Genomic DNA, 26,232 nt, shown 5'->3' with positions numbered 1-26,232 from the left:
CCGGCCCGGCCGGCTGGTCGTGACGCGGCCCGGTCACACCGGCACCGCCCCGAGCTGCTCCACCGGAATCCTCGCGTACACCCGGTAGCCGCCGCCGGGCCGGGCCCCGGCGCGCAGCGTCCCGCCGTAGAGGCCGACCCGCTCCCGCATGCCCACCAGCCCGTGCCCGATCCGGACCGCGCCGGGCGTCGGCCCCCGACCGGTGTCGGTGACCTCCACCGCCAGGTACGCCGCGCCGAACGTCAACCGCACCACCGCCGTCGCCTCCCCGGCGTGCTTGAGGGCGTTGGTCAGCGCCTCCTGCACGATCCGGTAGACCGTCAACGCCACCCCCTCCTCCAACGGCCCCGGCTCGCCCTCGACCCGCAACGTCACCGGCAGCCCCGCCTCGCGCACCTGCTCCACCAGCGGCCCGATGCCCGCCAGCCCCGGCTGCGGGGCCAGGTCGGCCGCCGGCTCCGCGTCGGTGCGCAGCACGTCCAGCAGCCGGCGCAGCTCCCGCAGCGTCGCCCGGCCGGTGTCCTCGATGGTGGCGATCGCCTCGTCGGCGGCGTCCGGGTCGCGGCGCAGCACCCGCCGCGCCCCGGTGGCGAGGACCCCCATCACGCTCACGTGGTGGGCCACCACGTCGTGCAGCTCCCGGGCGATGCGCCGCCGCTCGTCGGCGACCGCCTGCTCGGCCAGGGACCGCTGGTTCTGCTCGGCCACCCGGGCCCGCTCCCGCAGCGCCTCGGTGGAGGCGCGGCGGGCGTGCACCGCCCGGCCCACCGCGTACGCCACCACGGCGACGAGCACGTTGTTGAGCACCAGGTAGGCCGGGCCCACCTCGAAGACCGTGTCGTCGATCGGGTCGAGGACGTTGACCGCCGCCACCGGCACCCACAACGCCACAGTGGCCAGCGCCGCCGGGCGGGCCCGGTGGTGCGCCGCCATCGTGTACGTCAACACCACGAAGGCGAGGTTCTGCGTGTTCGGGGCGTGCCCGAACAGCACCGGCACCGCGAGGCTCGCCACGGCGGCGGCCACCGCCGGCCACGGCGCCGCCCGGCGCAGCGCCACCGGGGCGGCGCACAGCACGCTCCAGCCCAGCGCCGCCGGCAGCGGGCCGGGCCGGAAGTCGACCGGGGTGAGCAGGACGAAGAGGGCGTCCACCAGCACCACGGCGACGGCGAGCAGCGCGTCGGAGGCCAGCGGGCGGCCGCGCAGCCACGCCCTCAACCCTGCGGTCATAGGGGAACGCTAGCCGCCGCCGCACGCGATCGGTCGTCGCCGACGGTGAACCCGGCCTCCTCCTCAGGGAGGAGCCTCACTCGTCCGCGCCGGGCGGGCTGGGCCGGGACCGGGCGTCGACCAGCGGGTCCGCCGAGGCGGCCGCCACCGGGAACGGCGGCGGGGTGCCGCCGAAGCTCGGGCACAGCGCCCGGTGGTTGCACCAGTCGCACAGCCGGCTCGGCCGCGGCCGGAAGTCCTGCCGGGCCGTCGCCGCCTCGATCGCCTGCCACAACGCCACCACGGTGCGCTCGAACCGCGCCAGCTCCTCCGCGTCGGGGGCGTAGTCACAGACCTCCGCGTCCTTGAGGTAGAGCAGCCGCAGCACCCGCGGCACCACCCCGCGGGTGCGCCACAGCACCAGCGCGTAGAACTTGAGCTGGAACAACGCCCGCGCCTCGAACGCCTCCCGGGGCGCGCCGCCGGTCTTGTAGTCGACCACCCGCAGCGCCCCGTCGGGGGCCACGTCCAGGCGGTCGAGATAGCCCCGGATCAGCAGCTCGTCGTCGACCACGGCCGAGATCAACGCCTCCCGCTCGGCCGGCTCCAACCGGCGCGGGTCCTCCACCGCGAAGTAGCCCCCCAGCAGCCCGGACGCCGACCGCAGGAACTCGGCCGTGCCGTCGGGATCGGCGGCGTCGAACAGGGCGGCCAGCTCCGGCTGCTCGGTGACCAGCCGGTCCCACTGCGGGGCCACCAGGTCACCGGCCGCCTCCGGGGTGCGCCCGGCCGCCGGCAGGTCGAACAGCCGCTCCAGCACCGCGTGCACCAGCGTGCCCCGGGCCTGCTCCACGCTCGGCCGCTCGGGCAGCCGGTCGATGCTGCGGAACCGGTAGAGCAGCGGGCACGTCTTGAAGTCGGCCGCCCGCGACGGCGACAGCGACGCCCGGACCGTCGCCGGCACCTCCGCCGTGGCCCGCGCCTGCTGCTGGTCGATCACCGGTTCCGCCGTCATGCCCGGAAGGTTAGGCCACCGGTCCGACAAGCCTGCCGCGCCGCTCCGCCGGGTCGCCGTCGGCGTCGGGTCCGTAGCATCGGGGCGATGGAGCAGCCGCAGAGCGACCGACCGCCGCGCCGTCCCACCCGCACCGGCCTCACCGTCGGCCGGGTCCTCGGCGTGCCGCTGCACCTCAACGGGTCGATGCTGCTGCTGGCCCTGCTGGTCACCGTGACCTACGCCGAGTTCGCCCGCCGCCAGCTCGACCTGTCCCAGCTCGGCGCGTACCTGATCGGCGTCGGGTTCGTCGTGTCGCTGCTCGGCTCGGTGCTGCTGCACGAGCTCGGCCACGCCCTCACCGCCCGCCGCCACGGCATCGGCGTGCGGGGCATCACCCTGGAACTGCTCGGCGGCTACACGGAGATGGACCGCGACGCCCCCAGCCCCCGCGTCGACCTGCTGGTGTCGCTGGCCGGCCCGGCCGTCTCCGCGGTGCTCGGCGTCGCCGCCGTCGCCGCGACCCTGGCGCTGCCCGACGGCACCCTGACCAACCAGCTCGCCTTCCAGCTCGCGGTCAGCAACGTCATCGTCGCGCTGTTCAACCTGCTGCCCGGGCTGCCGCTCGACGGCGGCCGGGCCCTGCGGGCCGCCGTGTGGGCGCTCACCCGCGACCGGCACACCGGCACCGAGGTCGCCGGCTGGGTCGGCCGGGCCGTCGCCGTCGGCACCGTCGCGGCGACGCTCGCGCTGACCGTCACCGGGCTGCTGGCGCCCCTGGCCCTGCCGCTGATGCTGCTCGTCGCGGTCACCCTGTGGCGCGGGGCGGGGCAGTCCATCCGGCTGGCCCGGATCAGCCGCCGGTTCCCGCTGATCGACCTGCGCCGGCTGGCCCGCCCCGTCCTCGCCGTGCCCACCGGCACGCCGCTGGCCGAGGCGCAGCGCCGCCGCGCCGAGGGCGACCGCCCCGACGCCGCGCTCGCCGTCACCGACGGCGCGGGCCGGCCGGTCGCGCTCGTCGACCCCGTCGCCGCCGACGCCGTGCCGCCGGCCCGCCGGCCCTGGATCGCCGTCGACGCCGTCGCCCGCGCCCTGGCCGGGCTGCCCGTCCTGCCGGCCGGCCTCGACGGGGAACGGGTGATGGAGGCCGTGCGGACCCACCCGGGCGCACAGTACGTCGTGACGGCAGGCGAAGATGTCGTCGGCGTTCTGCACATCGCGGACCTGGCGCAGCTCCTGGAACCCAAACGGAAGATGAACACGTGACCGCACATCCCCCCACCCTCCCGGCCGAACCCGACGCGCCGGCGTCCGCCGACAGCCCGGCATCGCCGCCCGTGCCGGCGGCCCACGGCAGCGACGCGCCGGGCCTCCGCCACGCCAGGGGGCCCTTCCGCCCCGGCGACCGGGTGCAGCTGACCGACCCGAAGGGGCGGATGCACACGGTCACCCTGGAGCCCGGCAAGGAGTTCCACACCCACCGCGGGATCCTCGCCCACGACGCGCTCGTCGGGCTGCCCGACGGCAGCGTGGTCACCACCTCCGGCGGCGGCACCGCGTTCCTCGCGCTGCGCCCCCTGCTGTCGGACTACGTCCTGTCCATGCCGCGCGGCGCCCAGGTGATCTACCCGAAGGACTCGGCGCAGATCGTCGCCATGGGCGACATCTTCCCCGGCGCGAAGGTCCTCGAGGCCGGCGCCGGCTCCGGCGCGCTGAGCTGCTCCCTGCTGCGGGCCGTCGGCACCACCGGCGAACTGCACTCCTACGAGCTGCGCGACGACTTCGCCCAGATCGCCCGCCGCAACGTCGAGGCGTTCTTCCACGGCCCGCACCCGGCGTGGCGGCTGCACGTCGGCGACGTCGCCGCGTGCGCGGAGACCGGCTTCGACCGGATCATCCTGGACATGCTCACCCCCTGGGAGGCCCTCGACATGGTCGAGCGGGCGCTCGTGCCCGGCGGGGTGTTCATCGGCTACGTCGCCACCACGCCCCAGCTCTCGGAGCTGGTCGAGGCGCTGCGCGAGCGCGGCGGCTGGACCGAGCCGCGCGCCTGGGAGTCCCTGGTGCGCGACTGGCACGCCGAGGGGCTGGCCGTGCGCCCCGACCACCGGATGATCGCGCACACCGCGTTCCTCGTCTCCGCCCGCCGGCTCGCCCCCGGCGTCACCGCCCCGCCCCGGCGGCGCAAGCCCAGCAAGGGCGCCGAGGCGTACGCCGAACGCAAGCAGGCGCTGCGCGCGGCCGCCGAGGCCCGGCAGGCCGCCGCCGCCCAGGCCGCCGGGGCGCTGCCCGACACGGCGGAGGAGCGTGGGGTGGCCGGATGAGCCAACCGGGCTTCGGCGGTCAGGACGTGCCGGCGGTGTTCCCCGACTGGTCGCCCTACCCCGACCTCGAATCGGCGGCGCGGGCCTACCTGCGGGACCCGGACGTCGCCCTGGAGGCCCTGGGCGGGGTGCTGCGCGGCGCCTCCGTGCTCGGCTTCACCCTCGAACGGTTCGTCAACGAGGTCAACGGGGTGTGGCAGGAGGTGGTGGTCTGCGACGGCAGCCGCCTCGTGCTCTGGCACGGCGAGGACGTGCCGCCGGGGGAGGGGCCGCCCGGGTCGATGACCTCGTCGCTGCGGGTGGTGCCGGTCTCCACCGTCACCGAGGTCGGCTGCCGGCGGCGGCTCACCCGCACCGACGACGGCCGGATCCGGGTCGACAGCATCGACGTCTACCTGCTGCTCACCTCGCTCGACGAGGCGCCGCCCGGCGACGAGATCGGCGGGGTGCCGCGGCACGACGCGCTGCGCTTCGGCAAGACCCTCGACGACGGCGGGGCCGGGCAGATCGCCCGGCTGGAGGAGTTCGCCCGGACGGTCGCCGCCGTGGTGGGCCGCCCGCTGCTCTGAGCCCGGCCCGCGCCGGGCGTCGCCGCCCGGGCCGCTCCGCCCGGGGCGGCCAGGGCGGGCGGTCCGCGGTCGGTCGGCGGTCAGTCGTCCGCGGCGGCCGGGCTCAGTCGTCCTCGGCGGCCGGGCCGGCGACCTCGACGCCGTCGCCCCGCACCACGTGGATGCACTCGCCCGGGCACTCCTTCGCCGAGTCGATCACCTCGAGGCGCAGGTGCCCGGGCACCCCCACCCGGCTGCCCGGGGCGAGCTTCAGCTCGCCGTCGGGGCCCTTGACGTAGGCCAGCCCGTCGACGTCGAACTCGAAGACCTCCGGCGCGTACTGCACGCACAGGCCGTCACCCGTGCAGAGGTCCTGGTCAACCCAGACCTGCAACTGGTCGGTCGCGACCTCGCTCACCGGCGTACCCCCATGTTCTCGCGTACCACGACACGACGGTACCCGAACGCTCCGACCTGCCCCTGCGGCCACCCTGGCGATCAAGGTTCAGTGACGAGGGCGTTGCGTGGGACCGAATCGGCCTCATAGCGGCTAGTGTTAGGGCAGAACGTTCAAGCCCCCCGGGGAGGTGGGACGTGGCACGCAGCGACGACGCGGACTCGCGCGCCGCACGGTGGGAGAAGGAGGCCCACGATCTCTCCACGCAGGTCGCGTTCCTTCAAGAGGAACTCGCTCTGGTGCGGCGCAAGTTGACCGAAAGCCCCCGACACGTCCGGCAGCTCGAAGAGCGGCTGGCGGCCACCCAGGCACAGTTGGCGCGGCTGACCGAGAACAACGAACGGCTCGTGAGCACTCTCAAGGAGGCCCGAGCGCAGATCGTGACGCTCAAGGAGGAGATCGACCGCCTCGCGCAACCGCCGAGTGGCTACGGTGTCTTCCTGGCAGCGCACGAGGACGGCACGGTGGACGTGTTCACCGGGGGGCGCAAGCTCCGGGTGGCCGTCTCTCCCTCGCTGGACGTCGCGGAGCTGCGACGTGGCCAGGAGGTCCTGCTCAACGACGCGCTCAACATCGTCGACGCGTTCGGGTTCGAGCGGGTCGGCGAGGTGGTGATGCTCAAGGAGATCCTCGCGGGTCCCGAGGGCGCTCCGGGCGACCGGGCGCTGGTGGTCTCGCACTCCGACGAGGAGCGCATCGTGCACCTCGCCGAGACCCTGATCGGCTCGCCGATCCGGGCCGGCGACTCGCTCATGATCGAGCCCCGCTCGGCGTACGCGTACGAGCGGATCCCGAAGAGCGAGGTCGAGGAGCTGGTCCTGGAGGAGGTGCCCGACGTCGACTACACCGACATCGGTGGCCTCCAGTCGCAGATCGAGCAGATCCGCGACGCGGTGGAGCTGCCCTTCCTGCACGCGGACCTGTTCCGTGAGCACCAGCTCCGCCCGCCCAAGGGCATCCTGCTCTACGGCCCGCCCGGCTGCGGCAAGACGCTCATCGCCAAGGCGGTGGCGAACTCGCTGGCCAAGAAGATCGCCGAGCGGCTCGGCAAGGAGAGGCACACCAGCTTCTTCCTCAACATCAAGGGCCCGGAGCTGCTCAACAAGTACGTCGGCGAGACCGAGCGGCACATCCGGTTGATCTTCCAGCGGGCCCGGGAGAAGGCCGGCGAGGGCACGCCGGTCATCGTGTTCTTCGACGAGATGGACTCCATCTTCCGCACCCGCGGCTCCGGCGTCTCCTCCGACGTGGAGAACACGATCGTCCCCCAGCTGCTCAGCGAGATCGACGGCGTGGAGGGGCTGGAGAACGTCATCGTCATCGGCGCCTCCAACCGGGAGGACATGATCGACCCGGCCATCCTGCGCCCCGGCCGGCTCGACGTGAAGATCAAGATCGAGCGGCCGGACGCCGAGGCGGCCAAGGACATCTTCTCCAAGTACATCCTCGCCGGGCTGCCGCTGCACCCGGACGACCTGGCCGAACACGGCGGCGACGCCCAGGCCACCGTCGCCGCCATGATCGACGCGGTGGTCCTGCGGATGTACTCCGAGACCGAGGAGAACCGCTTCCTCGAAGTCACCTACGCCAACGGCGACAAGGAAGTCCTCTACTTCAAGGACTTCAACTCCGGCGCGATGATCCAGAACATCGTCGACCGGGGCAAGAAGATGGCGATCAAGGAGTTCCTCACCTCCGGCCGCAAGGGCCTGCGCCTGCAGCACCTCCTCGACGCCTGCGTCGACGAGTTCCGCGAGAACGAGGACCTGCCCAACACCACCAACCCCGACGACTGGGCCCGCATCTCCGGCAAGAAGGGCGAACGGATCGTCTACATCCGCACGCTCGTCTCCGGCGGCAAGGGCACCGAGGCCGGCCGGTCGATCGAGACCGCCAGCAACACCGGCCAATACCTGTAAACCCCCGACGACACGCCCGGGGCCCGCGACAGCGACGTCGCGGGCCCCGTCGCGTACCCGTGCCCGGCACGACACCGCCCCGACGTGGCCGCCCGCCGCACCCCCGCACCGCGCGGCGCGGACTACGCTCGACGTGACGGGGGACCGGGTCGGCGAGCGAAGCGGGTAGGTTGATGAGCGTAAGACGGATCATGGGCACCGAGGTCGAGTACGGCATCTCCGTGCCCGGCCAGGCGGGGGCCAACCCGATGGTCACCTCCTCCCAGGTGGTCAACGCCTACGGGGCGCGCCCCGAACTCAACCGGGGCGGCCGGGCCCGCTGGGACTACGAAGAGGAGTCGCCGCTGCGCGACGCCCGCGGCTTCACCTACTCCGGCGCCGCGTACGACCCCGCCGAGGCGCTCGCCGACGAGGACCTCGGGCTGGCCAACGTCATACTCACCAACGGCGCCCGCCTCTACGTCGACCACGCCCACCCCGAATACTCCACCCCCGAGGTCACCAACCCCCTCGACGTGGTCCGGTGGGACAAGGCCGGCGAACGGGTGATGGCCGAGGCGGCCCGCCGGGCCGCCACCATCCCGGGCACCCAGCCCATCCACCTCTACAAGAACAACACCGACAACAAGGGCGCCAGCTACGGCGCCCACGAGAACTACCTGATGCGCCGGCAGACGCCGTTCGCCGACATCGTCGCGTACCTGACGCCGTTCTTCGTCACCCGCCAGATCGTCTGCGGCGCCGGCCGCGTCGGCATCGGCCAGGACGGCGGCGCCAGCGGCTTCCAGATCTCCCAGCGCGCCGACTTCTTCGAGGTCGAGGTCGGCCTGGAGACGACGCTCAAGCGGCCCATCATCAACACCCGCGACGAGCCGCACGCCGACGCCGACAAATACCGCCGGCTGCACGTCATCATCGGCGACGCCAACCTGTCGGAGATCTCCACGTACCTCAAGGTCGGCACCACCGCCCTGATCCTCACCATGATCGAGGAGAAGGCGCTCGGGCCGGACCTGGGCATCGCCGACCCGGTGGGCGAGCTGCGCGCCGTCAGCCACGACCCGTCGCTCAAGCACCTGATGCGGCTGCGCGACGGGCGGCGGCTGACCGCCCTGGACGTGCAGTGGGCCTACTTCGAGCGGGTCAGCTCCTTCGTGGACGACCGGTACGGCGCCGACGTCGACGAGCAGACCGCCGACGTGCTCGACCGCTGGGAGAGCGTGCTCGACCGGCTCGGCCGCGACGCGTTCGAGTGCGCCGACGAGCTGGACTGGGTGGCGAAGCTGCGGGTGCTGGAGGGCTACCGGGAGCGGGAGAAGCTCGGCTGGGGCTCGCACAAGCTCCAACTGGTCGACCTCCAATACTCCGACGTGCGGCCGGAGAAGGGCCTCTACCACCGGCTCGTGCAGCGCGGGTCGATGAAGACGCTGCTGACCGACGAGCAGACCCGCACGGCGATGACCGAGCCGCCGGAGGACACCCGGGCCTACTTCCGGGGCCGCTGCCTGGCCCAGTACGCCTCCGAGGTGGTCGCCGCGAGCTGGGACTCGGTGATCTTCGACGTGGGCCGGGAGTCGCTGGTGCGGGTGCCGATGATGGAGCCGGAGCGGGGCACCCGAAAGCACGTCGGCGCGCTGTTCGACCGGTGCGTCAGCGCGAAGGACCTGCTGGAGACGCTGACCGGCGGCTGACCCTGCCGAGCGCCCGAAAGCCCGCCCCGCGCCAAGCCGGCGCGCGGCGGGCTTTTCGTCGCCTCCGCGAGGTAAGTTCGTCGGAGACGATCGTGGAGGAGGCAGCAATGGCCACTCGTGACAGCGGCGGGCAGTCGCAGTCGGGCAAGGCCCGGCAGGGCGAGGAGATCGAGGACGTCACCACCGAGGCGAACCCGGAGGTCGCCGAGCGGCACGCCGAGATCACCGAGGACGTCGACGACCTGCTCGACGAGATCGACTCCGTCCTGGAGGAGAACGCAGAAGAGTTCGTGAGGGGCTATGTGCAGAAAGGGGGCGAATAGGGCATAGTGGGGCAATTCGGACATGCCTTTGCCGCTTGGCGATCGCGACGGACTGCGCCGCTGCCGCGACTGCGGCGCATGGAAGGCGCTCGAAGAGTTCTGCGCGAACAGCAAGCGACCTTCCGGTCGCGGCAGTTACTGCAAGGCGTGCTTCAACGTCCGCTCGCGCGCAAGCTATGCGAAGCGGCTGAAGGAGAAGCACGGTCGCGACGTCAAACAGGTGCCCACGGTGCCAGACGGACATCGGCGCTGCCCGGACTGCGGTGCTATCAAGCCCCTAGGCGAGTTTCCACGTAACCGTGCTGGGCGAGGTGGCTACGGCAGGTACTGCAAGCCCTGCCACAATGAGAAGGGCAAGGAAAGCAAGCGCCGGCTGCACGGCGGGTTTCGCGAGTATCACCTGCGTAGGCGCTATGGGATCGGCGAGAAGGAGTTCCAGGAGCTCCTGGCCGAGCAGGGCGGGGTCTGCGCGATCTGCGGCGGCGCGGACCCGCAACATCTGGACCACGATCATCGCACCGGCTGGGTGCGCGGGATACTCTGCTTCAACTGCAACGGCGGTCTTGGCCAGTTCCGTGACAGTCCTACGAGACTGGCCAGGGCGATCACGTACCTGAGAGGAACCACGTGGCAGCGGGCTTTGATCCATCCGGGCGTCTACCAGATGCGTTCACCAACGCGGGGACGTCGTCCTTCACGTCTTTCCTGAGCAGGGTGGCCCCCGAGATGCTGCCCGGCCGTCGGCCGTTGCCGCCCGGCATGGCCGCCGACCTGGCGCCGCACGCGACCACCATCGTGGCCATTTCGGCCGCCGGTGGCGTGGTGATGGCGGGCGACCGGCGGGCCACCATGGGCAACCTGATCGCCCAGCGGGACATCGAGAAGGTGCACCCGGCCGACGCGTACTCGCTGGTCGGCATCGCGGGCACCGCGGGCATCGGCATCGAGCTGATGCGACTGTTCCAGGTGGAGCTGGAGCACTACGAGAAGATCGAGGGCGCGATGCTCTCGCTCGACGGCAAGGCCAACCGGCTGGCGTCGATGATCCGGGGCAACCTGGGCGCGGCCATGCAGGGCCTCGCGGTGATCCCGCTGTTCGCCGGGTTCGACCTGGCCGCCGCCGACCCGGCGCGGGCGGGGCGGATCTTCAGCTTCGACGTCACCGGCGGCCCGTACGAGGAGACCGGCTACGACGCGATCGGCTCCGGTTCGATCTTCGCGCGGTCGGCGTTGAAGAAGCGGTTCCGGGCGGGCCTGTCGGTCGACGACGCGGTGCGGCTCGCGGTGGAGGCGCTCTACGACGCGGCCGACGACGACACGGCCACCGGTGGCCCGGACCTGACCCGCCGGATCTACCCGGTGGTGATGACGGCGACGGCGGAGGGCACGCACCGGCTCACCGACGCCGAGACGGCCGCGATCGCCGAGGCCGTGGTGGCCGGCCGGATGGAGAACCCGGGCGGCTGAGCCCCGCCTCCGCCCCAGTCAGCAGTCGTCGTCAGCACAGCGCCCAAAGGAGAACCGCCGCCGTGGCCATGCAGTTCTACGCCTCGCCCGAGCAGATCATGCGCGACCGCTCCGAGCTGGCCCGCAAGGGCATCGCCCGGGGCCGCAGCGCGGTGGTCGTGAGCTACTCCGGCGGGGTGCTCTTCGTCGCGGAGAACCTCTCCAGCACCCTGCACAAGGTCAGTGAGATCTACGACCGGATCGGCTTCGCCGCCGTGGGCCGGTACAACGAGTTCGAGAATCTGCGTCGCGCCGGGGTCCGGATGGCCGACCTCAACGGCCTGAGCTACGACCGGCGGGACGTGACGGGTCTGGCGTTGGCCAACGCGTACGCGCAGACCCTCGGCGCCATCTTCACCGAGCAGTCGAAGCCGTTCGAGGTGGAGATCTGCGTGGCGGAGGTGGGGGCGACGCCGGAGGCCGACGCGCTCTACCGGTTGACCTACGACGGTTCGGTCAACGACGAGCCGGGCCGGATGGCGATGGGCGGGCAGGCCGAGGCGATCTCCGGTGTGCTCAAGTCGCAGCACCGGCCGGACATGTCGCTCGGCGAGGCGGTCCGGGTGGCCGTGGCGGCGTTGGGCAGCGTCGGCGGCGAGGGCGGCGCGGCGCGGACGATCGCGGCGCACCAGTTGGAGGTGGCGGTCCTGGACCGGCACCGCAAGGGCCGGACGTTCCGGCGGATCACCGGCGCGGCCCTGACCGCGTTGCTGGACGCCGAGGCGGAGGAGTCGACGGAGCCGGCGACCGAGGAGCGTCCGGAGACTCCGGCGACGCCGACGCAGGAGGCGGGGAAGCCGACGACGTCGGCGGGCTCGGCGGACCTGGAGGGGTAGCGCGGGTCCGACACGCCCGGGCGTGACCGTTCGACGACAGTGATCACCTGGCCGGCCACCCAGATGGGTGGCCGGTCGTGTGTGTCCGGGTGGTCAGCCCTGCCCATTCGGGGCCGGAGAGGACTAATGTCAACTCATGGAGCGGCGAATCTTCGGCCTTGAGACCGAGTACGGCGTCACCTGCACCTACCGTGGGCAGCGGCGGCTGTCCCCCGACGAGGTCGCGCGGTACCTGTTCCGTCGGGTGGTGTCGTGGGGCCGGTCGAGCAACGTGTTCCTGCGCAACGGTGCCCGGCTCTATCTGGACGTGGGGTCCCACCCGGAGTATGCGACGCCGGAGTGCGACTCGGTGGTGGACCTGGTGGCCCACGACCGGGCGGGGGAGCGGATCCTGGAGGGGCTGCTCGTCGACGCGGAGAAGCGGCTGCACGACGAGGGCATCGCGGGTGAGATCTACCTGTTCAAGAACAACACGGACTCGGCGGGGAACTCGTACGGCTGCCACGAGAACTATCTGGTGTCCCGGCACGGCGAGTTCGGCCGGCTGGCGGACGTGCTGATTCCGTTCCTGGTGACCCGGCAGTTGATCTGCGGGGCGGGCAAGGTGTTGCAGACGCCCCGGGGCGCGGTCTATTGCCTGTCGCAGCGGGCGGAGCACATCTGGGAGGGGGTGTCGTCGGCGACGACCCGGAGCCGGCCGATCATCAACACCCGGGACGAGCCGCACGCGGACGCGGAGCGGTACCGGCGGCTGCACGTCATCGTGGGTGACTCGAACATGAACGAGGTCACCACGCTGCTGAAGGTCGGTTCCGCGGACATCGTGCTGCGGATGATCGAGGCGGGGGTGGTGATGCGGGACCTGTCGCTGGAGAACCCGATCCGGGCGATCCGCGAGGTGTCGCACGACATCACGGGCCGGCGGAAGGTGCGGCTGGCCTCCGGCAAGGAGGTCAGCGCGCTGGAGATCCAGCAGGAATACCTGGCGAAGGCGACGGAGTTCGTGGAGCGCCGGGGCGGGGACCAGACGGCCAAGCGGGTGGTGGAGCTGTGGGGTCGGGTGCTGCGGGCGGTGGAGACCGGTGACCTGGAGCCGGTGTCGCGGGAGATCGACTGGGTGTCGAAGCTGCGGCTGATCGAGCGGTACCAGCGCAAGCACGACCTGCCGTTGTCGCATCCCCGGGTGGCGCAGATGGACCTGGCGTATCACGACCTGCGGCGCGGGCGGGGCCTGTACGGGCTGCTGGAGCGGCGTGGGGAGGTGGACCGGGTGGCGACGGATCCGGAGATCTTCGAGGCGAAGGAGACGCCGCCGCAGACGACGCGGGCGCGGCTGCGGGGGGAGTTCATCCGGCACGCGCAGGAGAAGCGGCGTGACTTCACGGTCGACTGGGTGCACCTGAAGCTCAACGACCAGGCGCAGCGCACCGTGCTGTGCAAGGACCCGTTCCGGGCGTACGACGAGCGGGTGGAGCGGTTGATCGCCAGCATGTGATCCGGTGGGCCCCCTCGTGCGGCGCTGGTCGCGGCGGGAGGGGGCCGTCCGGGTAGGCTGGCGCTGCCATGATGTCTGAACCTCCGGGGCGCGAGCGCGGCGCCGAGAAGTTGAACTGGATCGACCGCCGCCGGGAGAAGATCCGCGCGGAGGTGGAGCGGAACCGGCGCGGCGAGTACACGGTGCCGACGTGGGTGTTGGCCGTGGCGCTGGTGGTGCTCGTCGGCGGCTGGCTGGCATTGATCTTCCTGGCCTGAGGGCGTCCGCCGCGCGCCGCCGCCCGGCCGTGGCCGCAGACCGCCTGACCGCCGCCCCGCCCGAACCGGATTCGCGGCGGGGTCAGCGGGCCAGGGCGGCGGCGTGCCGGCCGGCGGCCGCGGCGGCGAGGAAGTAGGCGTGGTCGGCGTCGAGGCCGCGGCCCATGGTGGACAGGGGCACGGGGCTGGCGCGCAGTGCGGCGTCGAGCCCGTCGGTGGGGACCCGGACGATGCGGTGCCGCCCGGCGAGGGGGGCGAGCGCGGCGTCGACGTCGTCGGCCAGCGCGGCGGGCAGGCCGGCGGGCACGACGAGGTCGGCGGGGGCGAGGGCGACGCGGCCGTACGCGGTGAGGCTGTGGTGGGACACGCCCCGGTGCCGGGGGCGGGGGTCGGCGTCGGAGATGCGCAGGGAGCCGACGGGTTGCCCGCCGAGGGCGGCGACGGCGTTGACGGCCTCGCCGACGGCGACGCCGGAGTAGCCCCACCGGGTGCCGGTGCCGAGGTTGCCGGGGCCCTGGGCGCAGATGACCACGTCGGCGGCGAGCACGTGCCGGGCGGCGAGCAGGCCGCTGTGCACGGTGGTGGCCTCCAGGTCGCCGCCGAACGCCTGCCCGACGCTGATCGTGCCGGCGAGCCGGCCGCGCAGCCCGTCGAGGGCGCGGGAGAACCAGGCGGGCAGCGCGCCGCCGTCGGTGAGCAGGTAGGCGACGCGGGCGTCGGGGGCGTCGGCGTGGATGCCGGCGAGGATGGCGGGCAGGGCGGAGTGCAGGTCGGCGGTGACGACGGGCAGGCCGGCGACGTCCTCGGCGGCGGCGAGCGTCGCGTGGTACGGGCTGGCCTCCTCGTCGACGCCGAGCAGGATGGGTTGCAGGGGCGTGTAGCGGGCCTTGACGAGGTGCCCGGCGTCGCGGGTGTCGCCGGCCTGCGGCGGGTCGGGCGGCAGCCGGTCGGGCAGGGCCACGACGAGGGCGTATCCGCCGGTGCCGAGGCCCATGAGCAGCGCGCCGGCGTTGAGCAGCACCCGGTCGCCGGGGGCGGGGCGGCCGACGAGGTGCGGGTAGGCCAGGGCCCGCATGGTGGCGCCGTCGGCGAGTGTGACGTCGAGTTCGATCGCGCCGGTCCACTCGCGCCGTAGCGCCGTCACGGTTCCCGCCCGCCATCGCACCATGCGGTGCACGCTAGCGGTTGCCGGGCGCGGGGCGCGGCGGCGGGGTCAGCGCGGCGGCTCGTCCTGGATGTGCCGGGTGCGCCGGTTGCGGGTCTCGGGGCGCGACGGGGTGGGGTCGAGGAAGACGTACCCGATCTCGGGGTAGCGGGCGGTGAGGCGGCGCTCGGCCTCGTCGGCGGCTGCCTCGATGTCGGCGCCGGTGGCGTCGTCGCGGAAGTCGACCTTGGCGGCGACGAGCATGTCCTCGGGGCCGAGCTGCATGGTGAGCAGGGTGTCGATGCGTTCGACGGCGGGCAGCCCGTCGAGTTCCGCCGCGATCTCGTGGCGCAGCCGTTCGGGCACGGAGCGCCCGACGAGCAGCGAGATGTTGGCCTTGGCGAGGGTGATCGCGACGACCAGCAGCAGCAGGCCGATGGCGATGGAGGCGAGGCCGTCGTAGAGCTCGTCGCCGGTGAGGTGGGACAGGCCGAGGCCGACGGCGGCGAGCAGCAGGCCGATCAGGGCGGCGCTGTCCTCCAGGAAGACGGCCTTGACGGTGGTGTCGGCGGTGAGCCTCAGGAACCGCCTCGGCGTGGTGTTCCAGCGGCGCGACTCGGCGCGGATCTGCCGGGTCGCCCGGGCCAGGGAGACCGACTCGACGGCGAACGACACGGCCAGCACGACGTACGCGACGAGGTAGTCGCCGCTGTGTTCGTGCACGAGGATGGTGGTGACGCCGTGGGTGATGGCGAAGCCGGCCCCGGCGACGAAGGTGAACAGCGCGGCGAGGAACGCCCAGACGTAGCTCTCCTTGCCGTACCCGAAGGGGTGGCGGACGTCGGCGGGTCGTGCGCCGCGGCGCAGCGCGAGGTAGAGCAGCGCCTCGGTGGTGGTGTCGGCGACGGAGTGCGCGGCCTCGGAGAGCATCGCGGCGGAGCCGGAGATCAGCCCGGCGACGAGCTTGGCCACGGCGATGGCGAGGTTCGCCGCGCCGGCCACGACGACGGTGCCCACGCTCTCGGTCTTGACGTCCGCTTCGGGCATGGGGTCACCCTATGGCCGCCGGACGCGGCCCGCTGCGGTGCCCTTGTGGTCACCCAGGGTGAGTGTTGTGGCGTTGCCGCGACGCGCCCGGATTGGGTGCGCGCCCGCGCGGCGCGGGCTGCTAGCGTGCACACGTGTCGCGGACCCGCACCGAACGCCTGGTCAACCTGGTGATCTGCCTGTTGTCGACGCGACGGTTCCTGACCGCCGCGCAGATCGCCGCGACCGTGCCCGGTTACGAGCACGATCCGGACGACGCGAAGGATCACGAAGCGTTCCAGCGCAAGTTCGAGCGGGACAAGGCGGAGCTGCGTGAGCTGGGGGTGCCGCTGGAGACGGGGACGGCGAGCGTCTTCGACTCGGAGCCGGGCTACCGGATCGCCCACCGGGAATACGCGCTGCCGGACATCCCGCTGGAGCCGGACGAGGCGGCGGCGGTGGGCATCGCGGCCCGGTTGTGGCAGCACGCCGGGCTGGCGGCCGCCGCGTCGTCGGGGCTGGCTAAGCTGCGGGCCGCCGGGGTGGACGTGGACCCGCAGGCCACGCTGGGGCTGGAGCCGATGGTGACGGTCGACCCGGCGTTCGCGCCGTTGACGGCCGCCGCCCGGGACCGCCGCGAGGTGAGCTTCGACTACCGCGTGCCCGACCGCGACGATCCGACCCGCCGCCGGGTCCAGCCGTGGGGCGTGGTCTGCTGGCGGGGCCGGTGGTATGTGGTGGGGCACGACCTGGACCGGGTGGCGACCCGCTGTTTCCGGCTGTCGCGGGTGGTGGGCGCGGTCCGGGTGGTCGGGGCCCCGGGCGGCTACGAGCCGCCGCCGGGGCAGGATCTGATCAGCCACGTGGCGCGCTGGTCGGGGCCGGTGGAGCGCACGGGCCGGGCGACGGTCCTGGTCCGTCCGGGCCGCGCGGCGGGGCTGCGCCGCTGGGCGGTGGACAGCGGCTCCGGGCCCACGGGGGACCGGCTGGTCCTGCCGTACGCCGACGCGGAGTCGCTGGCCGCAAAGCTGGTGGGGTACGGCCCGGACGTGCGGGTGCTCGACCCGCCGGAGGTGCGCGAGGCGGTCATCCAGCGGCTCAAGGAGATCGCCGCCCGGCACGACGAGCTGACCGTGACCGGAGGTGCCCGATGACCCGCCCGGCGACCCGTCCCGCCGCCCGCCCGACCGGCCCGCGCGCCGCCGGCAACCGGGCGTCGGCCGACCGGCTGGCCCGGCTGCTCAACCTGGTGCCCTACCTGCTGGCCCGGCCGGGGATCGAGATCGCCGAGGCGGCCGGTGACCTGGGGGTGACCGAGCGGCAGCTCCGGGAGGACCTGGAGCTGCTGTGGGTGTGCGGGCTGCCCGGTTACGGCCCGGGTGACCTGATCGACATGGCGTTCGACGGCGACCGGGTGACCATCACCTACGACGCGGGCATCGACCGGCCGCTGCGGTTGACCCCCGACGAGGCGCTGGCGCTGGTGGTGGCGCTGCGGATGCTCGCCGAGACGCCGGGGGTGACCAACCGGGAGGCGGTGGAGCGGGCCCTCGCGAAGATCGAGAACGCGGCGGGCGACCTGGTCGGCGCCCCGGTGGAGGTGCGCCTGCAGGCGGACGGCCGGCGGGTGGAGCAGCTGCGGGCCGCCGTGGGGCGGGGCCGGGCGCTGCGGATCACCTACTACACGCCGGCCCGGGACGAGACGACCGAGCGGATCATCGACCCGCTGCGGATGCTGATGGTGGGCGGCCGGGCGTACGTGGAGGCGTGGTGCCGCCGCGCGGAGGAGGTCCGGCTGTTCCGGGCCGACCGGATCGACGCGGTCGTCGAGCTCGACGAGCCGGCGGCGGCGCCGCCGCAGGCCCGCCCGCACGACCTCACCGAGGGGGTGTTCCGGCCGTCGCCGGACCTGCCGTTGATCACGTTGCGGATCGGCCGGGGCGAGCGGTGGATCACGGAATACTATCCGTGCGAGCGGGTCGAGCGCGGCGACGGCGACCAGTGGCTGGTGTCGCTGCGGGTGACCGACCTGGGCTGGGCCCGCCGGTTTGTGCTGGGGCTGGGCCCGGGGGTGGCCGTGGTCGCCCCGGCGGAGCTGGCCGAGCAGGTGCGGGCGCAGGCGGTCGCCGCGCTGGAGGCGTACGCCAGCCCGGACGGCGCGCCGTCGGGTGCTCCGGCGGGGGCCGCGTCGCCCCGGTAGGCTGGCCGCCGTGGTGAAGTGGATCGTGGTCGCGGTGGTGCTGTTCGCGTTCGTGGTGCTGGGGCTGGCCGTGCGGCCGGTGCTGACCCGGCTGCCCCGCCTGCGGCGGGCGGCGATGGCGTTGCAGGGCCGCCAGGCGGAGGCGGAGGCGCTGCGGGTGTCGGCCGAGGCGTTGCAGGAGCGCGCGGAGGCGATGCAGGGGCAGGTGGAGCTCACCCAGCGCCGCCTGGCCGTGATCAAGGCGAAGCGCGGCGACTAGGCCGTGTTTCGTAGGGCTCGGAGCCATTGGTTGATGGCGGCGATGGTGAGGGTGGCTTCGTAGCGCACGGCGAGTTTGTCGTACCTGGTGGCCATGGCGCGGTGTTGTTTGAGCTGGTTGATGCCGCACTCCACGGCGTGACGCAGGCGGTAGAGGTCGGGGTCGAAGGCGGGCGGACGTCCGCCTTTGGAGCCTTTGGCCTTGCGGTGCGCGTCCTGGTCGGCCTTGCTCGGGATGCACGCGCGGATGCCGCGGGATCGCAGGTGGGCTCGGTTGGCCTTGGACGTGTATGCCTTGTCTGCCAGCACCATGTCGGGGCGGGTCCGGGGCCGGCCGCCACCGGCGCGGGGGACGCGGAGCCTGGCCAGCACGGGGATGAACTGTGGGCTGTCGCCGCGTTGTCCGGCGGTCACCACCACGGCCATCAGTTTGCGGCCTTGTTCGCAGGCCAGATGGGTCTTGGTGGTCCAGCCGCCCCTCGACCGGCCGAGCCCGTGGTCTGCCGGTTCGGTCTGCACACCACCGGGGGGCTCTTTCTGCGCCTGACCGTCGCGGCGGGCCCCAGCGGCGTGGTGATGGGCGCGGCTGATGGTCGAGTCCACGCTCACCGTCCAGCCGATCAACCCCGCCGCGTCCGCGCTGGCCTGTAACGAGGTGAGAATCTGAGACCAGACGCCATCACGCTGCCAGCGTCGAAACCACCGGTACAGGGTCTGCCACGGCGGGTAGGGCAAGGGGACGTCCCGCCACGGTGACCCGGTCCGGACCCGCCACCGGATCCCGTCGATGATCACTCTCATGGTCCATCTGCGCGGCCGAGCACGACCCGTTCCCGCAGGCAGCAACGGCTCGAGTACCGCCCACTGCACGTCGGTCAGGTCATGTCGCCTCGCTGCCGCTACGCTCGGCACGAGGTCTCCGGTGTGAAGTTCTAGCTTGGTCGCTGAACCAACTACCGGAGACCTCTCCCATTAGCGACCACCGCCACGCCGTCGACCGCTACGAAACACGGCCTAGATCGACCCGGGCCGCTGCGCGCGGGCCCGGCGGCCGGCGCGGGGCGGGTACCCGCAGGTGGGATCCCGGTTCGAATGGTTGACGGGACGCGCGAAGTTGGTCAACACTTCACCGGCCGGTCGAAACCACCAGCGTCCGGCGGGTGGCAACGGCCCTCGACGGACGTACGATGGGCTCCGGAAACACCCCCACGACGACACAGAGCGACTGGAGCTTCCCATGGGTGCCCTCAAGCCGTGGCACATCGCCGTACTCGTGGTCGTGATGATCCTGCTCTTCGGCGCGAAGCGGCTCCCCGACGCGGCCCGCTCGCTGGGCCGTTCGCTGCGGATCATCAAGGCCGAGACGAAGAGCCTGCACGACGACGACCGCGATCTGGCCGAGAAGGCCGACGCCCAGGCCGGCTACCAGCCGCTGCCGCCGAACGCCGCGCAGCCCCAGCAGTCGTACGCGCAGCCGCAGCAGCAGCCGTACGCCCCGCCGCAGGCTCCGCAGCAGCCGGTCATCGACCCGGTGCAGCGCGTCCGCGACCACTGACCGAGGGGCCCGACCACCGTGGCCTTCGCCCTTCGTAAACGCGGACCGAGCAAGTTCGAGCAGGCCGCCGACGGCTCCATGACGCTCATGGACCACATCCGTGAGCTGCGTTCCCGGCTGTTCCGGGCGTCGCTGGCGATCGTCGTGGGCCTGATCGGCGGTTTTCTGCTCGCCCAGCCGGCGTTCGACCTCCTGAAGCAGCCCTACTGCCGGCTGCCGGGGGCCACCGACGCGCTCGGCAACTGCCAACAGTTCCTCCAGCTCTCCCCGGCGGACGGCTTCATCCTCAAGCTGAAGCTGGCGCTGTGGATCGGCCTGATCATCGGCGCGCCGGTCTGGCTCTACCAACTGTGGGCGTTCATCGCCCCCGGCCTGCACCGGCACGAGCGCAAGTGGGCCTACGTCTTCGTCTCCATCGCCGCGCCGCTGTTCGCCGGCGGCGCGCTGCTGGCCTACCTGGTCGTGGACAAGGGCCTGGCGTTCCTGATGGAGTCGGGCGTCACGGGCCTGTCCACCCAGCTGGAGGTCACCCGCTACATCTCCTTCGTCACCAACATGATCCTGCTGTTCGGGGTGGCGTTCGAGTTCCCGCTGATCCTGCTGATGCTCAACTTCACCGGGGTGGCCAGCGCGAAGCGGCTGCTCAGCTGGTGGCGTGTGGTGATCTTCATTTCGTTCGCCTTCGCGGCGATCGCCACGCCCGACCCGGGGCCGTTCGGCATGACCCTGCTGGCGGCGGCGCTGTGCCTGCTCTACTTCGTGGCCGTGGGTGTCGCGTTCCTCAACGACAAGCGGCGCGGGCGGGGCAAGGAGATCTACGCCGGCATCGCCGACGACGAGGTGTCGCCGTTGGAGCTCAACGACGACCGGGTGCCGCCGAGCCAGCGGATCGAGGCCGTCGACCCGATCGGCGTCCCGGAGCCGGTGGCCGCGCCGGCGCCGATCGACCGCCGCTACGACGACATGACCTGACGAGGCTGACGACGCGAAGGCCCGCCCCGATGTGCTCGGGGCGGGCCTTCGTCGTGCCGGGGGCGACCGGGTCGCCGTGGTCGTGGTCAGGCGAGCAGGACCTGGCCGTCGCGGACCGACACCGCGACCGGCGGCAGCGGCGAGCCGGCCGGCCCGCCGCGCACCGAACCGTCGGCGATGTCGAACGTGCTGTTGTGGCAGCCGCAGACGATGGTGCCGCCGTCGACGCGGGTGACGGTGCAGCCGGCGTGGGTGCAGGTGGCGGAGTACGCCTTGACGGTATCCTGCGTCGGCCGGGTCAGCACCACGCCCCGGTCGGCGAGGATCCGGCCGCCGCCGACGGGCAGGTCGGCCACGGCGGCCAGCGCCGCCACCTGCCCACCGGCGGGGCCGTCGTCGGGAGCCTCGCCGGGGGCGTCGGCGTCGGCCGGGTCGCCGCTGCCGGCAGGCTCGGCCACCGGGTCACCGCTGGCCGGCGCGTCGCCGCCGGGCGGGTCGGCCGCCACCGGCGCGGCGACGGGCTGCCCGTACGTCTGACAGCCGGCCAGCAGGGCGGTGACGCCCGCCGCCCCGGTGGCGCACAGGACGGCCCGCCGGGACGGGCAGGGCCGGTGCTCCTCGGTCATCGGGTGGTCCTCCTCGCTGCGGTCGGCGTCGACGGGCGGCCCGTGGTCGGTGCCGCCCTGCGGGACGCGGTCGGTGCTGCCGGCGGCCTGCCGGCGGCGCCGGGTGGCGTCACCGGGTGACCCCGAAGGTGGTGAAGTACCACAGCGACGAGGTCAGCCAGATCGCCGTGAGGGCGACGAAGACCGCCCCGCCGGTGACGGGCAGCACCCAGCCGGCCAGCCCCGGCTTCGGCAGGGCCAGCATCTTCGTGGTGAACACGCCGAAGAAGAAGCAGCCGAACAGGGAGTGCGCCAGGGTGCGCAGGTCGTAGGCGGCGAAGCCGAGGGCGTACAGGCAGTGCACGGCCACGGGCACGGCGAGCAGGAACGCCAGCCGGCCGGACCAGCGGTGGGCGACGCCCGCCCAGGAGGGGCGGAAGCCGCCGAGCCGCCCCCACATCGCCAGCGCCGACAGCACCTGCACCACGGCGAGGGCCATCGCGCCGCTGCCCAGCCACACCTTCACCTGCATCGGCCCGGTGAAGCCGGCGACGTTGACGGCGATGCCGGTGGGCTGGTGCAGTTTGGCGTAGACGCCGGTGGCCACGGCGACCGCCGCGCCGGCGAGCACCGGCAGCAGCAGCGAGGCCGTGCGGGCCGGCTCGGTCTCGGCGGCGAGCCGCGCCGCGAACGCGGCGGGGTCGGGCAGCACCCGCAGGCCCCGATCGTCGTCGCCGGGGCCCCGGTCGTCGCGGGACCGGTCGGCGTCCGGCCCGCCGGCGCGGCCGGTGGGCCAGGTGTCGACCTCGGGCCGCGCCTTCTTGCGGCCGGTGTCCCACCGGTCGCCACCGGGACGGGCACCCGTCCCGGTGGCCCACACGTCGACCTCGGGCCCGGTGTCCGGGCCGTCGCCCCACGCCCCGGCGCGGGGCAGGTCGTCGCTGCCACGGCCCGGCCTGCCGGCGCGCGGCGCGTCACCGCTGTCGCCGATCCACCCGCCGGCCCGCGGGCCGGCGCTCCCGCCGTCCCGGGCGGCGGCCCGGGGCGCGCTGTCCGCGTCGCCGCCCCACACGTCGACCTCGGGCGGGGTGTCCCAGTCGACGCGGGGCGGGGCCTTCGTGCCGCTGTCCCAGTCGTCGCCGGCCGGGGCGACGTCCGTGCCGGCGCGCCAGTCGCCGCTGGTCACCGGCCGGGCTCCGGCGCGGGGATCACCGGCCGGGCGGTGACGGTCAGCCCCTCGACGATCGTGGTGCCGAACGCGGGGTCCAGCGGCGGCGCCGGGATCGGCCGACCGTTCCAGGTGAGCACGCCGATCTGGGTGCCGTCGGGCCGCAGGATCCAGCCGCCGTCGACCCCGGCGTCCCGTAGCTGCGGGGTCGCCCGGTAGACCACGGGGGCGGTTCCCGCCGTGGCCTTCGCGGTGAACGTGGTCGTCTCGCCGCCGATGGTCAGCTTGCCGGTCGCCTCGGAGCCGTCGAACGTCCCGGTGAGCTTCGCGTTCTTGCCGTCGAGGGCGAGCTTTCCGTCGGCGGCCGTGCCGCGCAGCCACAGCTCCATGTCCTTGCCGTCGCACACGTACGCCTCGGCGGCGCCGTCGCGGGAGGTGATGGCGATGCTGGCGCCGTTGTTCAGGCGGCCGGTCCAGCTCGCGTCCACCTTCTGTTCGGGCGTGCCGGCGGCCGGGACGTCCGTCGCGCCGGGTTCCGCCGACGGGGGCGCCGAGGCACCCGGGGACAGCTCGGGCGGTTGGCTCCCGGACGGCGCCGGCGGCGCGTCGGCGGCGCTGGCCGGGGGCGCGGCGTCCGCCTTCGGCGGCGCGGCCGTCGGCGCCGCCTGCGCGCTCATCGCGAACAGCACGGCCGCCATTCCGGCTCCGGTCACCAGCGTCAGCAGCGGGGTCATGCGCTTCATGGGGCAGCTCCCTTCACCGGAACGTACGGGGTTGGCCCGCCGGTCGTTCAACGCGACGGCAGATTGCTTCGGCGACGAGTCCCGCAACCGGCGTCGGGACCGTCCGGCGCGGGCCGGTCGGCGGTGCCACGGCGGCGCGGGCGGGCGGTACGGTGCTCGCCGTGACCGCAGCCGACCACCCCGTCCCCGGGCCGCGCCCCGACGGTCCCGTCGCCGTGCTCGCCAACCCCACGGCCGGGCGCGGGCGGCACCGGGGCCTGCTGCCGCGCCTGCTCGACCGGCTGGCGACGGCGGGCCGCCCGGTGCGGCTGCTGGAGGCGGGCACGGGCGCGCAGGCCGAGGCGGCGTGCCGGGCCGCCGTCGCCGACGGGGCCGCCGCGCTGGTCACCGTCGGCGGCGACGGCACGGTGCACCGGGGCCTGCAGGCGGTGGCCGGCACGGGGGTGCCGTTCGCTGCGGTGCCGGCCGGCACCGGCAACGACTTCGCCGCCGACACCGGCTTTCCCGCCGACCCGATGGCCGCCGTCGAGACCGTCGCCGCCGCGCTGCGCGAGGGCCGGACCCGGCCGGTGGACCTGGCCCGGCTGACCGGCCCCGGCGGCGACACCCGGTGGTACGGGGCGGTGCTCGCCGCCGGCTTCGACGCGATCGTCAACGAGCGGGCCAACCGGATGCGCCGCCCGCGCGGTCCCCGCCGCTACGACCTGGCGATCCTGGTGGAGCTGGCCCGGCTCCGCCCGCGCCGCTACACCCTGCGGCTCGACGGCGAGCCGCTGGAGCGCGACGCGGTGCTGGTGGCGGTCGGCAACTGTGCCAGCTACGGCGGCGGCATGCGGATCTGCCCCGACGCGGACCCGACGGACGGCCTGCTGGACGTGGTGGTCGGCGGCCGGTTCGACAGGCGCACCCTGATCCGGGTGAAGCCGCGCATCTACCGGGGCACCCACGTGCGGCATCCGCTGGTGAGCACCCACCGGGCGCGCACCGTGGAGCTGGCCGCCGAGGGGATCACCACGTACGCCGACGGGGAGCGGTGCCTCGACCTGCCGGTGACGGTGACCGCGGTGCCGGGCGCGGTGCGCCTGCTGCGCTGACCCCGCCGGAGCCACGGTCGGCGTGCCGCGGCCCCGGCGGTGGGGTCAGCGCCTGCCCGCGGACGGCCGGCGGACGGCGTCGCGGACCCGGTCCATGACCGCCAGGGCGGGACCGAGCGCGAGGTTGGCCGTGGCCGACTGGGCGCTCGGGTGGGGGCGGGTCGGTGCGGTCTTCTCGGCGGCGCGGACGGCGGCGGCCAGCGCGCGCAGCCGGTCGGCGGACACGTGCTGGCGCAGCCGGGGGAACTCGTAGCGTTCCTCGTAGCGGGCGTGGGCGAGCACCGCCTCGCGCAGCAGCAGGATGCCCGTCTCGAAGCCCGCGTCGTCGACCCCGGCGTCGACGAGAGCCTTCAGGGTCTGCTTGGCCTGCTTCTCCTCGGCGAGCCGCTCGTCGACCATGGCGTCGCCGCCCCCGCCGGGCAGGGTGCGCGACAGCGGGTGCACGACCTCCTCCTCGGCTGTCTCGTGCGCGGCCAGCAGGCGGACCAGGTCGTCGAAGGCGTCCCGGCGCAGCTGGCCGGTGCCGCCGACGACGAGCAGGAACAGCTCCTCGATGCGGGCGTGCTGGGCCAGCAGCAGGTCGACGACGTCGTCCTCGACGGGGCCGGGCGCGGCCGGCCGGGCGGTCGTCTCACGCACGGCGCAGCACCGCCTCCCGGGTACGCAGCTCCGCGACCGGGTGCGGGCCCTCGGTCTCGATGCGGTACTCGCCGCCGAAGCGCTCACGGTGCATGTCGATCACCTGCTCACTGGGCGGTTTCTGCCCGTCGTGCAGCTGCTGCTGCATCCACTCGAAGCGCTCGTGCGCCTCCCGGACGTAGCCCTCGCCGAGCTTGGTGAGGTCCATCTGGGTGGCCAGCAGGTGCCGCAGATACTCCTTGTTCGGTTCGAAGGTCAGCGGCTCGGGCAGGCCGGCGCTGCCGACGATCTGCTCCGGCTCGCGGCCGTCGTGGCGGCGCAGCAGGTCGGCGGCCTGGTGCAGGTGGGCCAACTCCATCTGCAGGTGCAGCTCCCACACGGCCTTGATCCGGGGGTCGCTCTCCTGCTGGAGGAACGAGTAGTAGAGCCAGCACTCGTTGTACTCGTGGGTGAGCAGCCGCTCCCACCAGTTCTCGCCGGGGTCGAGCAGTGACTCGTAGTGGGTGACGTGCTCCTGCTCGATCAGGCTGATCTCCTGGTAGAGCTGGCGGGCGATCGGCTCCATGTACTGCGGGCCGACGTTCATGTAATAGAACATCACCTGCTGTTCGGCGGAGAGGATCGTCAGCGCGTGCAGCTTCGACCGGGGGTCGACGGCGTCGCGGTCGTACGGGGTGCGGACCTCGTCGAAGGGGTGGCGGTGCTCGGCCACCGTGGGGCGGCCCGGCATGACCTCGGTGAGGCCGTCGACGATCTTCTCGGCCTTGCGGCGTTCCAGCATCTCGTAGAGGTTGGCGTAGCGGTACAGGTGGTCGAAGTCCTCCAGCACGCCGAACTCGTACGCCTGCCTGAGGTAGTCGTCGGGCTCGTGCCGGGCCACCCAGGCGGTCAGGTCGACGGCGACCTGTTCGTAGCCGAGGGTCGTCTCCAGCACGCTGGCGACGCCGGGCAGCAGCCAGTTGACCACCCGCTGCTGCTGGCTCTCCAGGTACCGCACGTACGCCAACTGGCGGCGTACCTCCTGGTCGGGGCAGTTGCGGGCGAACTGGTGCTGGAAGTTGATCGCCTCGACCTCGATGCCGTTCATGGTGATGATCCGGCACCGGGTGTACGGGTCGACCGCCTCCGGGTCGATGGGCTCGACGTTCAGCTCACGCCAGTTGCGGACCTGGTCCTCCAGGGGGATCCCCTTGTGTTCCAGTGGGTTGAACACGTGTGCTCCCATTCGTCGGCGGCTCGCCATCAGGGCTACCCGGTCGACAAGGGGTA

27 protein-coding genes and 1 pseudogene are annotated in these 26,232 nt (G+C 73.4%); 17 read left to right on the top strand and 11 right to left on the bottom strand.

Features of this window, described 5'->3' with window-relative positions; all coding sequences use genetic code 11:
• Nucleotides 1-33: 33 nt before the first annotated feature.
• Nucleotides 34-1,230 carry a sensor histidine kinase gene (locus O7628_RS30115; protein WP_278135769.1) on the bottom strand — a complete coding sequence of 399 codons (1,197 nt, stop codon included), beginning with the start codon at nt 1,228-1,230 and terminating at the stop codon, nt 34-36.
• 76 nt (nt 1,231-1,306) lie between these two features.
• Complete coding sequence (locus O7628_RS30110; RefSeq protein ID WP_278135767.1) at nt 1,307-2,224, bottom strand: PD-(D/E)XK nuclease family protein; 918 nt, start codon at nt 2,222-2,224, stop codon at nt 1,307-1,309.
• A gap of 87 nt (nt 2,225-2,311) precedes the next feature.
• Between O7628_RS30110 and O7628_RS30105 the strand changes: the two genes are divergently transcribed.
• From O7628_RS30105 to O7628_RS30095, 3 genes are all read left to right on the top strand, one after another.
• On the top strand, nt 2,312-3,469 hold the full coding sequence (locus O7628_RS30105; protein WP_278135765.1) for a M50 family metallopeptidase: 1,158 nt from the start codon (nt 2,312-2,314) through the stop codon (nt 3,467-3,469).
• A 71-nt stretch (nt 3,470-3,540) separates the two neighbouring features.
• Nucleotides 3,541-4,527, top strand: a complete 987-nt coding sequence (locus tag O7628_RS30100; RefSeq protein ID WP_074477337.1) for a tRNA (adenine-N1)-methyltransferase — start codon at nt 3,541-3,543, stop codon at nt 4,525-4,527.
• Complete coding sequence (locus tag O7628_RS30095) at nt 4,524-5,096, top strand: hypothetical protein (RefSeq protein ID WP_043968814.1); 573 nt, start codon at nt 4,524-4,526, stop codon at nt 5,094-5,096. The genes O7628_RS30100 and O7628_RS30095 overlap by 4 nt, the downstream gene beginning before the upstream one ends.
• A gap of 103 nt (nt 5,097-5,199) precedes the next feature.
• Here O7628_RS30095 and O7628_RS30090 read toward each other — a convergent pair whose 3' ends face one another.
• Nucleotides 5,200-5,493 carry a ferredoxin gene (locus O7628_RS30090; RefSeq protein WP_278135762.1) on the bottom strand — a complete coding sequence of 98 codons (294 nt, stop codon included), beginning with the start codon at nt 5,491-5,493 and terminating at the stop codon, nt 5,200-5,202.
• Between the two features lie 176 nt (nt 5,494-5,669).
• Between O7628_RS30090 and arc the strand changes: the two genes are divergently transcribed.
• The 8 genes and pseudogenes from arc (at nt 5,670) to O7628_RS30050 (ending at nt 13,559) form a co-directional block, all read left to right on the top strand.
• Complete coding sequence (gene arc / locus O7628_RS30085) at nt 5,670-7,451, top strand: proteasome ATPase (protein WP_278135759.1); 1,782 nt, start codon at nt 5,670-5,672, stop codon at nt 7,449-7,451.
• A 173-nt stretch (nt 7,452-7,624) separates the two neighbouring features.
• On the top strand, nt 7,625-9,142 hold the full coding sequence (gene dop, locus O7628_RS30080) for a depupylase/deamidase Dop (RefSeq protein ID WP_074477165.1): 1,518 nt from the start codon (nt 7,625-7,627) through the stop codon (nt 9,140-9,142).
• 107 nt (nt 9,143-9,249) lie between these two features.
• Complete coding sequence (locus O7628_RS30075; protein ID WP_036375672.1) at nt 9,250-9,465, top strand: ubiquitin-like protein Pup; 216 nt, start codon at nt 9,250-9,252, stop codon at nt 9,463-9,465.
• A 22-nt stretch (nt 9,466-9,487) separates the two neighbouring features.
• On the top strand, nt 9,488-10,174 hold the full coding sequence (locus tag O7628_RS30070; protein ID WP_278135755.1) for an endonuclease VII domain-containing protein: 687 nt from the start codon (nt 9,488-9,490) through the stop codon (nt 10,172-10,174).
• Nucleotides 10,093-10,932: a proteasome subunit beta gene (gene prcB / locus O7628_RS30065; protein ID WP_043968823.1), complete on the top strand. Its 840-nt coding sequence runs from the start codon at nt 10,093-10,095 to the stop codon at nt 10,930-10,932. Before O7628_RS30070 ends, prcB begins: the two co-directional genes overlap by 82 nt.
• A 62-nt stretch (nt 10,933-10,994) precedes the next feature.
• A pseudogene (gene prcA / locus O7628_RS30060) lies at nt 10,995-11,687 on the top strand (proteasome subunit alpha); the annotation flags it as partial.
• Between the two features lie 256 nt (nt 11,688-11,943).
• Entirely contained in the window at nt 11,944-13,302 is a 1,359-nt protein-coding gene (gene pafA / locus O7628_RS30055) for a Pup--protein ligase (RefSeq protein WP_074477170.1), read from the top strand.
• A gap of 68 nt (nt 13,303-13,370) precedes the next feature.
• Nucleotides 13,371-13,559: a hypothetical protein gene (locus tag O7628_RS30050; RefSeq protein WP_178065175.1), complete on the top strand. Its 189-nt coding sequence runs from the start codon at nt 13,371-13,373 to the stop codon at nt 13,557-13,559.
• An 82-nt stretch (nt 13,560-13,641) separates the two neighbouring features.
• Here the strand turns inward: O7628_RS30050 and O7628_RS30045 are convergent, their stop codons facing one another.
• A complete protein-coding gene (locus O7628_RS30045; protein WP_278135750.1) occupies nt 13,642-14,727 on the bottom strand; it encodes a DUF3866 family protein in 1,086 nt (361 codons plus the stop codon).
• A gap of 45 nt (nt 14,728-14,772) precedes the next feature.
• Entirely contained in the window at nt 14,773-15,750 is a 978-nt protein-coding gene (locus tag O7628_RS30040) for a cation diffusion facilitator family transporter (RefSeq protein ID WP_278135748.1), read from the bottom strand.
• Between the two features lie 134 nt (nt 15,751-15,884).
• On the opposite strand from O7628_RS30040, the gene O7628_RS30035 reads away from it, so the two are divergent.
• The 3 genes from O7628_RS30035 to O7628_RS30025 are packed head-to-tail and all read left to right on the top strand — an operon-like array spanning nt 15,885 to nt 18,188.
• A complete protein-coding gene (locus O7628_RS30035; protein ID WP_278135746.1) occupies nt 15,885-16,883 on the top strand; it encodes a WYL domain-containing protein in 999 nt (332 codons plus the stop codon).
• Nucleotides 16,880-17,929, top strand: a complete 1,050-nt coding sequence (locus O7628_RS30030) for a YafY family protein (protein WP_278135744.1) — start codon at nt 16,880-16,882, stop codon at nt 17,927-17,929. Before O7628_RS30035 ends, O7628_RS30030 begins: the two co-directional genes overlap by 4 nt.
• A gap of 10 nt (nt 17,930-17,939) precedes the next feature.
• A complete protein-coding gene (locus tag O7628_RS30025) occupies nt 17,940-18,188 on the top strand; it encodes a hypothetical protein (RefSeq protein ID WP_278135742.1) in 249 nt (82 codons plus the stop codon).
• Here O7628_RS30025 and O7628_RS30020 read toward each other — a convergent pair.
• Nucleotides 18,185-19,099, bottom strand: coding sequence for an IS5 family transposase (locus O7628_RS30020; protein WP_278128730.1), 915 nt, complete (start codon nt 19,097-19,099; stop codon nt 18,185-18,187). The two genes, O7628_RS30025 and O7628_RS30020, sit on opposite strands and share 4 nt — an antisense overlap.
• Before the next feature lie 325 nt (nt 19,100-19,424).
• Here O7628_RS30020 and tatA point away from each other — a divergent pair, with 325 nt between their 5' ends.
• Together tatA and tatC are read left to right on the top strand one after the other, a co-directional pair.
• Nucleotides 19,425-19,742 (top strand): Sec-independent protein translocase subunit TatA, encoded by a 318-nt coding sequence (tatA, locus tag O7628_RS30015; protein WP_074477176.1) that lies wholly within the window; start codon nt 19,425-19,427, stop codon nt 19,740-19,742.
• A gap of 18 nt (nt 19,743-19,760) precedes the next feature.
• Nucleotides 19,761-20,714 (top strand): twin-arginine translocase subunit TatC, encoded by a 954-nt coding sequence (gene tatC / locus O7628_RS30010; RefSeq protein WP_278135741.1) that lies wholly within the window; start codon nt 19,761-19,763, stop codon nt 20,712-20,714.
• 86 nt (nt 20,715-20,800) lie between these two features.
• Here the strand turns inward: tatC and O7628_RS30005 are convergent, their stop codons facing one another.
• The 3 genes from O7628_RS30005 to O7628_RS29995 all read right to left on the bottom strand — a co-directional run bounded on the left by O7628_RS30005 (nt 20,801) and on the right by O7628_RS29995 (nt 23,230).
• Entirely contained in the window at nt 20,801-21,340 is a 540-nt protein-coding gene (locus O7628_RS30005; RefSeq protein WP_278135739.1) for a Rieske (2Fe-2S) protein, read from the bottom strand.
• A gap of 109 nt (nt 21,341-21,449) precedes the next feature.
• Entirely contained in the window at nt 21,450-21,962 is a 513-nt protein-coding gene (locus O7628_RS30000) for a DUF6529 family protein (RefSeq protein ID WP_278136444.1), read from the bottom strand.
• 539 nt (nt 21,963-22,501) lie between these two features.
• Nucleotides 22,502-23,230, bottom strand: a complete 729-nt coding sequence (locus O7628_RS29995) for a hypothetical protein (protein WP_278135738.1) — start codon at nt 23,228-23,230, stop codon at nt 22,502-22,504.
• A gap of 152 nt (nt 23,231-23,382) precedes the next feature.
• Here O7628_RS29995 and O7628_RS29990 point away from each other — a divergent pair, with 152 nt between their 5' ends.
• The gene (locus O7628_RS29990) at nt 23,383-24,324 is read left to right on the top strand and encodes a diacylglycerol kinase family protein (protein ID WP_278135737.1); all 942 of its coding nucleotides are present in this window, start codon (nt 23,383-23,385) and stop codon (nt 24,322-24,324) included.
• Between the two features lie 45 nt (nt 24,325-24,369).
• Here O7628_RS29990 and O7628_RS29985 read toward each other — a convergent pair whose 3' ends face one another.
• Together O7628_RS29985 and O7628_RS29980 are read right to left on the bottom strand one after the other, a co-directional pair.
• The gene (locus O7628_RS29985; protein ID WP_278135735.1) at nt 24,370-24,963 is read right to left on the bottom strand and encodes a hemerythrin domain-containing protein; all 594 of its coding nucleotides are present in this window, start codon (nt 24,961-24,963) and stop codon (nt 24,370-24,372) included.
• The gene (locus O7628_RS29980) at nt 24,956-26,176 is read right to left on the bottom strand and encodes a hypothetical protein (protein WP_278135733.1); all 1,221 of its coding nucleotides are present in this window, start codon (nt 26,174-26,176) and stop codon (nt 24,956-24,958) included. The genes O7628_RS29985 and O7628_RS29980 overlap by 8 nt, the downstream gene beginning before the upstream one ends.
• Between the last annotated feature and the right edge of the window lie 56 nt (nt 26,177-26,232).

It is taken from the genome of Micromonospora sp. WMMD956, from assembly GCF_029626125.1.
GTDB classification, from domain to species: domain Bacteria; phylum Actinomycetota; class Actinomycetes; order Mycobacteriales; family Micromonosporaceae; genus Micromonospora; species Micromonospora carbonacea.
Note: the sequence above shows the minus strand (reverse complement) of the source record. Positions and strands in the feature narration are given on the sequence as shown.

Excerpts from the sequence above, each read along its gene's own strand:
- O7628_RS30105 (WP_278135765.1), top strand. The coding sequence starts at position 2,312 with ATGGAGCAGCCGCAGAGCGACCGACCGCCGCGCCGTCCCACCCGCACC.
- O7628_RS29995 (WP_278135738.1), bottom strand. The coding sequence starts at position 23,230 with ATGAAGCGCATGACCCCGCTGCTGACGCTGGTGACCGGAGCCGGAATG.
- tatA (WP_074477176.1), top strand. The coding sequence starts at position 19,425 with ATGGGTGCCCTCAAGCCGTGGCACATCGCCGTACTCGTGGTCGTGATG.
- O7628_RS30040 (WP_278135748.1), bottom strand. The coding sequence starts at position 15,750 with ATGCCCGAAGCGGACGTCAAGACCGAGAGCGTGGGCACCGTCGTCGTG.
- O7628_RS30095 (WP_043968814.1), top strand. The coding sequence starts at position 4,524 with ATGAGCCAACCGGGCTTCGGCGGTCAGGACGTGCCGGCGGTGTTCCCC.
- dop (WP_074477165.1), top strand. The coding sequence starts at position 7,625 with ATGAGCGTAAGACGGATCATGGGCACCGAGGTCGAGTACGGCATCTCC.
- O7628_RS30070 (WP_278135755.1), top strand. The coding sequence starts at position 9,488 with ATGCCTTTGCCGCTTGGCGATCGCGACGGACTGCGCCGCTGCCGCGAC.
- pafA (WP_074477170.1), top strand. The coding sequence starts at position 11,944 with ATGGAGCGGCGAATCTTCGGCCTTGAGACCGAGTACGGCGTCACCTGC.
- O7628_RS30045 (WP_278135750.1), bottom strand. The coding sequence starts at position 14,727 with ATGGTGCGATGGCGGGCGGGAACCGTGACGGCGCTACGGCGCGAGTGG.
- O7628_RS30005 (WP_278135739.1), bottom strand. The coding sequence starts at position 21,340 with ATGACCGAGGAGCACCGGCCCTGCCCGTCCCGGCGGGCCGTCCTGTGC.
- O7628_RS30075 (WP_036375672.1), top strand. The coding sequence starts at position 9,250 with ATGGCCACTCGTGACAGCGGCGGGCAGTCGCAGTCGGGCAAGGCCCGG.
- O7628_RS30030 (WP_278135744.1), top strand. The coding sequence starts at position 16,880 with ATGACCCGCCCGGCGACCCGTCCCGCCGCCCGCCCGACCGGCCCGCGC.
- O7628_RS30050 (WP_178065175.1), top strand. The coding sequence starts at position 13,371 with ATGATGTCTGAACCTCCGGGGCGCGAGCGCGGCGCCGAGAAGTTGAAC.
- O7628_RS30110 (WP_278135767.1), bottom strand. The coding sequence starts at position 2,224 with ATGACGGCGGAACCGGTGATCGACCAGCAGCAGGCGCGGGCCACGGCG.
- O7628_RS30115 (WP_278135769.1), bottom strand. The coding sequence starts at position 1,230 with ATGACCGCAGGGTTGAGGGCGTGGCTGCGCGGCCGCCCGCTGGCCTCC.